The following is an 11,867-nucleotide window of genomic DNA, read 5'->3' as shown; positions in this document are numbered from 1 at the left end:
TCAGTCTTCATCTTTCTTGTTTGCTAGATAGTAGCCATAACCACCCGCTACCAGCGCCGCACCAGTAATGCCGTAAGCGAGATATTTGAACATCTCATTATTATCGCCGTTGGCCTTTACAATGTGCTGCGTGGTTTCGGCGTCTTGCTCTCTGCATTTTTCAGTTGCGTTGATAACTTTTTGTATCTGCTCATCCGTTTTTGCATTTTTCGCTAATTCTTTCAATACATCATAAGCACCAGATGATTCTGGGATTGCGTCGAATGCTGCCTCGTGCGATTTTGACGCTGAAGCACCGAGTCCACCCATAGAATCAAAATAGCTTGGATATAATAGAGATGCGCCGCTAGCCTTCACTGCCCTGAAGCCTTTACGTGGTAGTTTAGAGTCATCATCTTGCATACGTGTGCCCTACTTTCAAGATAAGTTAAATTGGATGCATATTGATATCAATAATACTCGCTTTGATGGAAAAGGACACTTTTTTTCAATGAATTAGCTACATTGCAAGTTATACGGTTTACTCAGCGTAACCGATGATGTCAGACGCTTGATCAACTAATTCGATGATTTGTTCGGTTTACTCATATCCCATATAGTGAACCGAACCACCAATTAAACATGCAGACAATAGCAAGATTGCTGCCCTTTTCAGATTGAACTTCCCATCAGAGAAAATCCAAGTTTTTAATTTACTAGCAATCGGTGTGATGATGTTCATTGCCGATGCTATCGCTTTAAGATTGATTGCCATTAGTCTCTCACTATTGCTTGTTTGATTTCTTTGATGTCATCTTCGATGGTTGACATCTTTACTTGCTGCCGAGCTAGTGTTTTATCTAAGCTCGCGAGCGTTTTCTGCAAATCGATATAGATCGGACGCATCGACTCGATTTCTTTATCGTGTTGATCAACGTTTGATTTAATGCGAGTTAAATCAACTTGCTGGTTTTGTTGTATTGTCGTTATTGCTTCGACTTTGACATCGAGCCTCTTCTGAACTTCGGCCCCTTCAGTAACTTGTTGTTGCAAAACCCCGTAACCAACTGCGAGAGGGATTAGCCAAGCTAACCATTCTGTCTTAAGTGACATTTTTCCCCCTTACCACACTTAGACGTGGCCGTTTTGTTCTGATAACTGAAAAACGTTTCCTAGGAATTCGTACTACATACATATCGCCCCCTTATAAAACGTGTTCAGTAGTTGCGTCTGGCATTACTGTAATCGTTCCGTTGATCAGCGTAGTGACAATTCCATCTGCGTCTTTTACTTGAATGTCGTATACAAGTGTTTGTGAGCCGCCGTTGAGTGGAGTTGTTTTTGTCGGGGTAATTTCGAAGTAAAATCGGTCTGACTCTTTGATGATATCTAAGTCGAATATCTTTAGTCCGTCATAGCCACTACGAGCCATACCGGTTATCGTTAAGTCTGAGACATTGATGATTTTGTAAGTGCCATTAGCGACCGCTTCGTCTAACTCTTGAACGGAAAGCGTATCAGGGATTAAATCGTCGTAGATTTTGAAATAATCACTCTGAAAGGTATCGCCGCGGCACATCTTGATTGAATAGTGATGCATATCTTAACCTCTTAGTTGTATCTATTATTTAGAAACAAAAAAGGTCGCGATCATTAATAACAAAAAAGCTCCCGAAGGAGCTTTGTCATTAAAGTTCTAGCTTAGCTTCGATAGCTGCTAGACGTTCTTTCAGTTCTTGGTTCTCAAGTGAAACTTCGCGTATAGCTTGGTAAGCTACCGCAAGCAAGGTGTTGTCATCAGACCTAATAGCTTTGTAACCACGAGCATCTTCCTTCACAAGATGAGGTAGCACTTTCTCAACTTTTTGAGCAATGAAACCCATCTCAAAACGATAGTGTTCTTCTGAACCTGTATACTCACCATCTTCATCGATCATCTGAGTAATCTCAGCATTTTCTTTGATGTATGAGTAAGAACCAATTTGGTTCACTAAGTCCAACGCACCTTTTACTTCTTCAATGTCAGTCTTCAAACGTTCATCAGAAGAGGTCTGAGTGTATCGGTTATCAGCATATTGCAGCGTTAACAGATTACGCCAGTTACCGTAATCACCGGTATAACCTGTACGGTACACTGGTAGACGTGATGATACGTCTGGTGAAGTCTGGTTGTGTGGGAAGTAAAGCTGAGTCTTCACACCACTGTTCGTATTAGTATGCGACATGGCTAACAGACAACCATATGAGTATGAACCGCCTACTAATGTCGTAGCTGGTCGATTAGAACCAGAGGTACCGTTAACAGAAGAGTGTCCAGATTTATATAAAGTATTCCAATCCTGTGAAGTAACACTTTGTACACTACGACGGAACAAGTTATCTTCAGCCCAATCACGACGAATAGCATGACTGCCTGAAGGCGACCCCCCATCTAGTACAACAGGTACTCGGAACGTAGCGGCTGGTGCACCAATAATCATCCATTGGTTACTTGATGAAGATAGGTCAGAAGCATTACCAATAGCAAAGTTATCTGTAGTCTTACCTGCCCATACATCAGTACCTGAGTTACTTGAGTAACGGATGTTTACGTTAGCATCACCGTCTGAACGGTACAGAAGCATCTTCTCAGCACCACTAGATTCAACATCCAAACGGTTAGTATTGAAGATTGCACGACTACGGTCACGATAGATACTAAATGCACGTTTATCTACGCTATTTTCACGCATGTTAAGAAAAAACTCATTTGTACTAGATGCGCCTGCGTAACCAAACTCAGTACCATGTACGCCATTAGATTCTCGTAACCTAAGAGATGTATTTACATTGTTAGCTTGCGCCTGCATATCCCAACTCATACTAGTATTACCAGTATAGTAATGGGTCATGTTATGCGGTTGCCACGCTATAAAGTTTGAACTACCGCCTTCTGGGTACAAACGAACAGTACTACCACCTTCACCTAATGCTTGCATCTTAGGGCCATCAGCACCCATCTTGAATACGTTATAGGCTAAACCTGAGTTCGTATTTAACAGGGCGGTAGCAGCATATGACCCATGTCCCCATGAACCACCCGCAGCCGAATTACAGTAACTGCGTCCGTAGTACAGAGCAGAAGTCTCCATGTCTACAGCATCATCTGAACCAGGATTAAAAGTAATACGTCCACTATCTGCAAGAGTAATAGCATTAGAACCTTCGTTATTACTCCATGTCATGTGGTTGTTGCTAGCTGTACCGTAACCCAAGTAACCACGACGAACACCATCATCGTGTTCCCATTCCATAAAAGAAGATGTACCAGTACCTGAATTTACTCCATCACGGAATTTAAAAGCAGAACCGCCATTATGGTATTGAACTACTCTACCACTACTATCTATAGTCCAACGTTTTGAAGAATCCGTTAGACCTTTGGGACGCAACTCAATATTGCCTTCATTAGCTGTAACAAAGGTATATCCCGATGAATATAGGTAAGTACCATGTTCACTCGGGTTATCTGGATGTTTGATTTCCTTAGATGTAATACCTTCCGTTACAGTCAGTGAACCAGACAAGTAGGTATTGTTAACACCATAGGTTTTCTTAAATGAACTCTGGGATACAACTACTGCTGATTCTGACGTAATCTTGTCATCAGTGACACAAATAACATCATGGCTTTCTGCTCCAGATGCTGCATTGAAGAAAGAGAAACGTGCTGGTTTATGGAACCGAGGAACATCAGCAAATTTCAATGCCAACTTCTCAACACCTTCATACATCACACGTACAATAGAAACTTCTAGACTATCTTGAGCGATAGTACCCGTAGCATGATATGAACCATTATCTCCTGCTGTAGTTTGCTTGATCGCATGTACATCAAAGTTAAATGAACAAGTGTTGCCGTTCTGCGATGGCTAATTAATTTACCGGAAAAACCGTTTCCATCGTAATCATCTAAAATAAAGTAAACGCTACGTACATCATCATCAGTAATATCAACTGTGCCTACTTTCCATACGATGTATGGGTTTACTTCTGTAGTAATTGTTTCATTAGATGAACCATCAATAGTAACTGAACCATCTACATCACCATCTACTGTAATGGTTCGAGGTGTTGACCATTTATCAGCAGCTACTGCCGTACCACTGTCAGGCAAAGCACCAATATCAGACGGTGAAGGTTTATACCCTGTTGTATAGATTCGTTCCCATGGGCCAATAGTCCCATCCCCTGCATTCGCAGAACGCACATGGATCTCTGAACCAATACTACGAGCTGCTAACTGAAACCCACCTTGACCATTCGGTAAATGCAGTATAGAACGTGAACCACTTAAACCCGGTAGATTTGAATCGGTACGTTCAATCTCAATCTTACCAGCAGCAAATAAACCATCTACTTCTGTAGAAGAAAGGCTAGTTGTATCCTTATCAATACGATTATCAATCTGGCTTTGCAATACGCTCTCGATAGCATCTACTTCACTTTCTGTGTAATAGCGGTCATCATGAGTGTGTGAATCATTTGCTACAGTGACATTCAAAGTAACGTCTGAACTACCATCAATCGATACCATACCACTCGCGTCGCCGTTTAGAGTGATTTTGCGAGCATTAGTCCATTTATCAGCTTTGTTCGCCGTACCGTTTACAGGTAAAGCACCGATAGATGTTGGAGTGATTGTGTCAATTTGATTCTGTAATCCCGATTCAATTGCATTGACTTCTGCTTTTGTATATTTGTCGATTACGACATCACCCTGCATTCCGTCTACTGTGCGAACCAAATCGGTGTTATCAATTTTGTACCAGATGTCCTTCTCAAGATTCCAATACAATTGATCACCAACTTCGACTGAGATATCAGGCTGCGCTGCATTCGAGTTAGTCATCGTTCCCGCTACAGAAATTTGATAAAAATCTGCACGCTCTGGTGACATTGCTGGCGATGGAAATAGACCTGTCGAGGCATCCCAATCCCCTTTAGGTGATAAAGCACTAGCGGCTGCGTCCGCAGCGATTTCTGCTCTAATAGCATCAGCTCTCGCTTCAGATGCAGACGTATCGGCATTAGTCGCAGATGACTTTGCAGCAAGTTCACTTGTTTTAGCATTTGTTTCGCTTGTAGCTGCTGCTGACTCACTAGCTTTAGCATTTGCTTCACTAGTGGCTGAAGCATTTTCACTATCCTTAGCAGCAAGTTCGCTAACTTTTGAATTAGATTCACTTAGTGACGCTGCTGAAGCCGATTCTGCTGCACTTGTTTCGCTAGATTTGGCATTGGCTTCACTCGTTGATGCATTAACTTCACTTAGTGCTGCCGCTTCTTCTGCGCTTTCTGACAATGCTTGTGCTTGTTCTGCTTTAGTTTGTGCAAATGACGCATCATTCGCTGCTTGACGTGATTTCAAGCTGTAATGCTTCGCTGAATATTCGTTTGGTTGAACTTCAACGTTTTCTGACTCTTCAGCCCACAGATGTGCTTTGTCGCGATATTCTCGCGATTGCTCGTTGTAGTAACTTTGAATATCAGCATTATCGAGCTTGTAAACGTTTGTAATTTCTTCTTTGTTGATCTGAGCCACTGAACCGAAGTTCGGAGACTTCACACTGACAAATGATGGCATGTCGCCCCCTTATTCTGTGTATGTGTAATCAGTTGTGATTGTTAGTTTTCCAGCGATCCAAGTTTTTACTGTGCCGTCCGCAATTGTTTTGAACTGAATGTCGTAGCCGTAGCTTTGATTTTCGTTTGTAAATGCTGCGGTGATTTCAGCGGGGATCGTGAATGAAAGCTTGTAGTCGTCTGTAACGACTAGCGGTAAGTCAAGAACGACCGTACCTTGGGGTGTTGCTCGAACCTGCCCTTTAATTTCGTATGCTGTTAGGTCAACTGGCGTATATGTGCCATTAGCAATACCAGTTACGATTTCTTGATAAGTTACATTTGGCGGTAAATCTTCGACAAGAATGAACCACGTTGGACTAAAAATGGTATCACCACGAGTTTCGGTGATATGTTCAGTAATCTTTGCCATTTGCTTGTTTCTCCTCTGATACGTTTATTTAGAAGAAACAAAAAAGACTCCCGAAGGAGTCTTTCAATTAGTGGATTTCATTACTGTTTTGGAACAACTGAGCAGTCAGTTTATGATTAAGTCTTCTGTCACCGTCGTAATCAATATGCGTTGATAATGTATCTCGCGACGTACATCTAAACTGAAGGTACAGTACACCCGCTGGAGTATATGCAGGGATACTAGCAAATACTCTTCTAACTGACGGACTTGCTTTATAAGGTGGTGTGCTACCAGTGAAAAACTTATTATCTATTCGACTTTCGAAGAAAACGGTTCCGTTTTCATCAACCAGACGATAGATAGCATCGTACTGTCCATCTGAATTCGAGTAGATCGTGACAAAGATAGAATCGATGTTCATCGGTTCAATAATCAATGTTCGATCATAAGGTCTTGAGTTACTTATTGTTACTTGCGTAACATTCAACCATGAATATCTCGACACAGACGCATTACTGCTGCGGTAATTCATGTCTTTAGCTGTTGCAGAGACGATATCGCCGACAATTTTTTCTGCTTGTACTGTTCCGTAGAACTTCGCAGTGTTTGCGGCTGGGTTTACATCTAAGAAGTAACTTGAGCCATCGTTCTGATACCAAATAGTTCGTCCGTTATACCATTGACGAAGACGATACTTACCATCACTGACCATTCTGAATGACTCGCCGTTGGTATTCGGATGCTTGTTTCCGTACCAAACAGTGTAATCACTAGAGTTGTTTCCAGTACCTACATACAAAGAACCGCTGATACGACCACCCGTTGCCGTTACCGAGCCTGAAACAACAGCATTAGTCGCGTACATCTTACCGTCTTTATCGACTCTAAACGGAGAAGACGACATAGATGCATTACCCGCAGCTATACGCCAAGTCGAGTCAGAGCCATTCAAACGTACAATGTCATGACCAGAACCAACAACGATATCGCTTGATGCACTGACATGTGATCCATTGATTGCATCAGCCGATATTTTACTTGCAGTAATAGCACCAGATGAAATCTTGGCTGCTGTAATAGAACCCGCTGCGATTTTATTAGCCGTTACCGCATTTGTAGCGATTTCTGAAGCAGTGACACTATTCGCTGCAAGTTGTGTTGCAGTAATAGTACCTGTAGCTATATCACTGGCAACAATCGAGCCTGCTGCAATATGACTTGATGTAATAGCGTTCGCAGCAATCTTCGAAGCGGTCACGGCATCTGCTGCGATTTCACTCGCAGTTACACTATTTGCGGCAAGTTGCGTTGATGTAATCGTACCTGAAGCTATGTCACTAGCAACGATAGAACCTGCTGCGATATGACTTGAGTTAATCGCGTTTGCTGCGATGTTCGAAGCCGTTAAGTTCTTGATTGTCGCATTGTTAATTAACAACTGACCATTCGAGAAATAGAAAGCAACATCATCGTTTGCTGCATTGCCATTATTACCACCAGCAACAATGAACTCATCTGCTGCAACAATAAACTGCGATTTGCCATTATTACTAGCAAACAAGCCCCAAGCGGCTGTTTCAGTCTTATCAGGCGAAGCTACGATGTTGATACGTGTATCAATCGGTGTTCCACTCGGTAAAGTTGGTGCGTTAGCTGCATTGCGTAGCTGACTTAGTTCATTTGAAACATTAGGTATCTGCTCGCTGAATGCTTGTTCTGCTGCATCTAGATCAGACTGCAAGTTGTTCATGGTCGTCTCATGTGCAGCAAGAGTCGTATCATGATCATTCATACGCAAGTTGTGACTTGCTAATGTACTGTCATGACCATCCATACGTGCATCATGCTGTCCTAACTCAGCTTCATGTGCCGCAAGTACTGCATCATTTGCTGCAATTTGATTCTGTAAATCGGTATCATCAAAAGGCGTTGCATCATTATCGATGTGATAATTCTGAATCGCTTGTTCTGGCGAGAACTTGATATTATCTCTGCCGAAGGAGTCGAAGTGAACTATTTTAATGTACCTGATTTCGTTGTCTGGCGTTCCTTCTGGGTAATACCATGTCCATGATGTTTGTTTGCCAAGCACACCTGCTAGTGTTTGACTTGACGGTACAAAACCTGCTGTTTCTGAAACGTGAATTTCAGTACCAGACCAATCAGAATCTGCGCTCGGGTCGTAGTTGAACCAAATTGCACCCAATCGACCATAATTGTTTAATCCAGTAGGTACATCACACTGAGCGTTAATAGCTGTTGCTGTAGCTGAACTCGTGATGTTAGACATAGAACCGTCTATCGCAACGATTTCAACTTTGACTCTCAAGCTTCGTGTAAGCGACGCTGAGACGTTTTGTTCATAAGTCCAAGTAAACGTGTTATTAGCAGTTGTAAACGTATCTATCAGACTCTCGCCATTACTCACGTCGAACAATGAAACTCTATAATGGCTGAATACCTCGCGAACGAGCTTTATATCCTCAAAGTCTCCCTCTACTTGGCGGTCAAGCATATCGTCCCATTTGAATTCACAAACAAGACCATCGAACTCGCCTACCGCGCCAGTAACATTGGGCAACGTACCTAGCGATGACACAATATAATTGTCGATTTGAACAAAATCAGACGTACCGTACAGATTCGAATGCGTTGCGACACGGAAGTCATAGCTATCTGGGAACAAGCGAGCTACTTTCCATAGTCTATCTTTCGTTCTGCCTAGGCGCGTCCATGCAGATTCGCTTGAACGCTTGTAATCAACAAGAAGCTCGGCATCAGCTTCAAACCAAGTTCGATTCCAAGTCAATGTTCCGTAACCACGAGATGTGTAATCTTCGATGCTGAAGTTTAAATTTGTAGGTGCACATACTTCGGTCTTAACTGGCTTCGCCGAACCACCCCCACCATTTCTCGTTCCCAAGTAGATTTCGTCTGCATATTCGGTTAGAGAGATCGTAGCAATGTTGAATCGGTCACTTGATAGCGAACGTTCGATAGCGGTAACACGAAACTCTTTTTGTTCCCAACCTAGCTCTTCATCTGTCACTGTGACGATATCAAAGATACGAACTGGTGTTTCATACAAATCTACGTCAAATCTTATTTGTTTCTGATACTTGCGACGAGCTAGTTCGCGGTTAGCAATCTTTTTCATCGGAGAGTAAGTATCGTTGCGTTTTGAGCCTGCATAACGAACAAGTGGCATTGATAGCGTTACCGATTCAACGAACCCATCTTCAATGATTTGCGGATCGCTATTTACATCTTCAGGCAACGTAAAGACATCTTTTTCTTCATCAAGCTCTGTGTTCTTAAACTCAACTTCTATGACGTTTGCGTAGTCACTTGAGTTTTGTTCAGTGATCTCTAGCGTGCCATTGATGATGTTGTGCTCATCAAAATCTTGAACTGGCATTTCTACGTCTTCATAACGCAACTGAATGAAATCGCCGCCGTTTGTTAGACTCAAGTTCGCACATTTCAACATATCATCAATGTTCTTTGAGAACTCTTGCGTGTTGTCTAGCTGACCATCAATATGAAAGTCATTTTCATCACACCAAGTAGCGGCAGCTTTGAATGATTCGATATCGAAGAATTCAAGCGGTTTACCCATGCCATAGTAGTCATTGGTTAGATAATCTAAAATTGCTAATGCTGGGTTACGGCCACATTCGCGATGATTTTCTGGAATATCAGGGGCTGTATGATAGAACTGCTTTTCGCCAATTTGATTATATCGCGGGTCGTAAAGAGGAAGACCATCTACAAGCATCGAAACCTTGAATTGGTCAGCCATAATACGAACAGCTTCTTCATCGACAATACGACGAGATCGAATAGCGACTGCACACACGCGATCACCACGCATTGCATCGGTCCATTCACCATCGCCGTAATCAATCGCTAGTTGCATTGGAACACCAGTGTCTAACCCTGCACGCAATTGAATCTCACATTGTTTTTCAAAGCCATTGATCAAGCTACTGCTACCATAACGTAGCTGATTAGTGCCACCATCGGGGGTTTCTCTACGAGAAACTAGATCACTGCCTAGTACTTCGACATCATCAATGTATAACTGTCGAATACCAGTAACACCGATACCACATGCAAATACATTTAATAGGTTTGCTCGGTTACGGTTCTGTACGTTGTTGTAAACAGGAATGCCATTTGCAACGCAAGTACCATAAACAGGGTTTCTTGCTGCACTTGTACCTGATTTATTAACCGATGTACCTATATCGTTGACCGAGTTATCAAACTGAGATGCCATGTAAATCGAGATACCCGCACTTACTGCGGTAGCTACGACAAATGGTATAGCTGCTTGTCCCATTGTTACTCCCTACTAAAAACCAAACAGTGTTTGAAATGTCTGGTTTCGATTAATTTGAATACTTCACCGTCGAGATTGAACGTGTAATGACCAAGGCAAATAGCTACATGAAGTCCGTTGATCAAGATGTCACCCGCCGATATAGCGTTGAATGATTTCTGCTTGTATTTATCGCTAGCTATAACGAACGATTTGACTGAGGCATGTCCCGTTTCTTTCTTCGCTACACGAGCGCCACCTCTCGTTGTCGTGTAGCGACCTTGCATGATTTTGAATAACTCAGGTTCGAAGATTTCAAGAAACATTAGGTTGCAATCAAGCTCGCCATAGACGAGCTTCTTGTTTCGATAACGTCTAAGAACCGTATTGATTGCTACGAGATCCATAGTTCTTCTTGCTCCGTAGTTGCTACGAATTTGAAGAAATCATCACCAGGATGTCTTGCTGTGTGCGTTGCTTGACTTGTTCTACATAAGTCGGGGATTTTCTTCAGATTTCCGAGCATTGACTGTGTTGTGATGTTGATAACAAGCGTGCCTGTATCGTGGTCAATTGACGTATTTGGCGTATCGCAAGTGCCTCTGTGATAGAAAATTGCTGTGTTGTCAGGTACTACGTTCGTACCTTCTGCCACTGTCGCAAGCAGCACTTCAATCGGCGCTCGTTTAAACCCATTGTTATCGATTTCTCTACGGTAAGCGGGGTCGATACCACCTAGCGTGAAACTTAAACCGATACTTGTTAAGTCAGCGGTCAAATCAAGATCATCAATATTGATGATGTCGCCAATACCGATATATTCGTAACCGTTGTAAGTTACGTTGAACGGTGCTGTACACATACGATGAACTCTACCCGCTGGGGCGGCTGTCATATCTAGTGAAATTAAAACGATGTCCATTAGATTGCCTCTATAAAGTTGATAGTTGTCTCAACGAGTAAGCCGTTTTCTGAGTAGTCGATAGTCGGTATTTGATCATCTAGGCGACACGTGATCTTCGGTGCTACGAACTCAACAGGTGATGTATCAAGTTGCGCTTTCATCAAAGCGGGATAGATTTCTACAACACCGTCTCGCGTAACGTCATCGACTACGAAATAGGTCTTAGGATCATTAAGCATCGTGAAACAACTGCCCGCTGATATCTCTGTAAACAAACCACCAAGGTTTATCGTGTTAGCGCCGATATTTGCTGGGCTTGCTAGAGTCGGGTTTCTGTAAATGTCACCTTTGAAGTGCATCGGTAAGTCGAGATAAAACGTGTTATATCGACCACGTAGTTTGAGCATGAATGCTGTCCATGCTTTCTGTGCTTTCAACCCTTGAATAGAGACATCAAAAGAGCCTTCAATACGATGTAATCCACGATCACGAGAACGTGTTTTCAGAGATATTGATTCGGTGTTAAAGCTCGGCATGTTGTGCTTGATTTGCACGTTTGAAATTATGATTTCGTCAGGTAAACGTAGAGTTGTCATTTGTTTCTCCCTTATTGTTTTATTTAGTGAGAAACAAAAAGACTC

Annotated in this window: 11 protein-coding genes; all 11 read right to left on the bottom strand. The window is 42.4% G+C overall.

The features are described from left to right. On the bottom strand, positions 1 to 402 hold the full coding sequence (locus BIW15_RS11380) for a hypothetical protein (protein ID WP_077281055.1): 402 nt from the start codon (positions 400 to 402) through the stop codon (positions 1 to 3). A 178-nt stretch (positions 403 to 580) separates the two neighbouring features. After that, on the bottom strand, positions 581 to 754 hold the full coding sequence (locus tag BIW15_RS25120) for a hypothetical protein (RefSeq protein WP_179115275.1): 174 nt from the start codon (positions 752 to 754) through the stop codon (positions 581 to 583). Next, positions 754 to 1,092 (bottom strand): hypothetical protein, encoded by a 339-nt coding sequence (locus tag BIW15_RS11375; RefSeq protein WP_077281054.1) that lies wholly within the window; start codon positions 1,090 to 1,092, stop codon positions 754 to 756. The genes BIW15_RS25120 and BIW15_RS11375 overlap by 1 nt, the downstream gene beginning before the upstream one ends. Before the next feature lie 91 nt (positions 1,093 to 1,183). Then, positions 1,184 to 1,579 carry a hypothetical protein gene (locus BIW15_RS11370; protein WP_077281053.1) on the bottom strand — a complete coding sequence of 132 codons (396 nt, stop codon included), beginning with the start codon at positions 1,577 to 1,579 and terminating at the stop codon, positions 1,184 to 1,186. Positions 1,580 to 1,667: 88 nt separating this feature from the next. After that, entirely contained in the window at positions 1,668 to 3,731 is a 2,064-nt protein-coding gene (locus BIW15_RS11365; protein WP_179115274.1) for a pyocin knob domain-containing S74 family peptidase, read from the bottom strand. Positions 3,732 to 3,772: 41 nt separating this feature from the next. Then, positions 3,773 to 5,605 (bottom strand): hypothetical protein, encoded by a 1,833-nt coding sequence (locus BIW15_RS11360; protein ID WP_077281051.1) that lies wholly within the window; start codon positions 5,603 to 5,605, stop codon positions 3,773 to 3,775. Positions 5,606 to 5,614: 9 nt separating this feature from the next. Continuing rightward, positions 5,615 to 6,016: a hypothetical protein gene (locus tag BIW15_RS11355; RefSeq protein ID WP_077281050.1), complete on the bottom strand. Its 402-nt coding sequence runs from the start codon at positions 6,014 to 6,016 to the stop codon at positions 5,615 to 5,617. Positions 6,017 to 6,083: 67 nt separating this feature from the next. Further along, complete coding sequence (locus BIW15_RS11350; protein ID WP_077281049.1) at positions 6,084 to 10,343, bottom strand: hypothetical protein; 4,260 nt, start codon at positions 10,341 to 10,343, stop codon at positions 6,084 to 6,086. Positions 10,344 to 10,345: 2 nt separating this feature from the next. Then, a complete protein-coding gene (locus BIW15_RS11345; RefSeq protein WP_077281048.1) occupies positions 10,346 to 10,729 on the bottom strand; it encodes a hypothetical protein in 384 nt (127 codons plus the stop codon). Beyond that, positions 10,717 to 11,244 carry a hypothetical protein gene (locus tag BIW15_RS11340; protein WP_077281047.1) on the bottom strand — a complete coding sequence of 176 codons (528 nt, stop codon included), beginning with the start codon at positions 11,242 to 11,244 and terminating at the stop codon, positions 10,717 to 10,719. Before BIW15_RS11340 ends, BIW15_RS11345 begins: the two co-directional genes overlap by 13 nt. Continuing rightward, entirely contained in the window at positions 11,244 to 11,822 is a 579-nt protein-coding gene (locus tag BIW15_RS11335; RefSeq protein ID WP_077281046.1) for a hypothetical protein, read from the bottom strand. The genes BIW15_RS11340 and BIW15_RS11335 overlap by 1 nt, the downstream gene beginning before the upstream one ends. Between the last annotated feature and the right edge of the window lie 45 nt (positions 11,823 to 11,867).

Source organism: Vibrio sp. SALL6, assembly GCF_002002385.1.
Lineage (GTDB): Bacteria > Pseudomonadota > Gammaproteobacteria > Enterobacterales > Vibrionaceae > Vibrio > Vibrio parahaemolyticus.
This window is presented reverse-complemented; position numbering and strand designations above follow the sequence as displayed.

What these genes read in the sequence shown, in the direction of transcription:
- BIW15_RS11380 (WP_077281055.1), bottom strand. Translation starts at nt 402, where the DNA reads ATGCAAGATGATGACTCTAAACTACCACGTAAAGGCTTCAGGGCAGTG.
- BIW15_RS25120 (WP_179115275.1), bottom strand. Translation starts at nt 754, where the DNA reads ATGGCAATCAATCTTAAAGCGATAGCATCGGCAATGAACATCATCACA.
- BIW15_RS11375 (WP_077281054.1), bottom strand. Translation starts at nt 1,092, where the DNA reads ATGTCACTTAAGACAGAATGGTTAGCTTGGCTAATCCCTCTCGCAGTT.
- BIW15_RS11370 (WP_077281053.1), bottom strand. Translation starts at nt 1,579, where the DNA reads ATGCATCACTATTCAATCAAGATGTGCCGCGGCGATACCTTTCAGAGT.
- BIW15_RS11360 (WP_077281051.1), bottom strand. Translation starts at nt 5,605, where the DNA reads ATGCCATCATTTGTCAGTGTGAAGTCTCCGAACTTCGGTTCAGTGGCT.
- BIW15_RS11355 (WP_077281050.1), bottom strand. Translation starts at nt 6,016, where the DNA reads ATGGCAAAGATTACTGAACATATCACCGAAACTCGTGGTGATACCATT.
- BIW15_RS11350 (WP_077281049.1), bottom strand. Translation starts at nt 10,343, where the DNA reads ATGGGACAAGCAGCTATACCATTTGTCGTAGCTACCGCAGTAAGTGCG.
- BIW15_RS11345 (WP_077281048.1), bottom strand. Translation starts at nt 10,729, where the DNA reads ATGGATCTCGTAGCAATCAATACGGTTCTTAGACGTTATCGAAACAAG.
- BIW15_RS11340 (WP_077281047.1), bottom strand. Translation starts at nt 11,244, where the DNA reads ATGGACATCGTTTTAATTTCACTAGATATGACAGCCGCCCCAGCGGGT.
- BIW15_RS11335 (WP_077281046.1), bottom strand. Translation starts at nt 11,822, where the DNA reads ATGACAACTCTACGTTTACCTGACGAAATCATAATTTCAAACGTGCAA.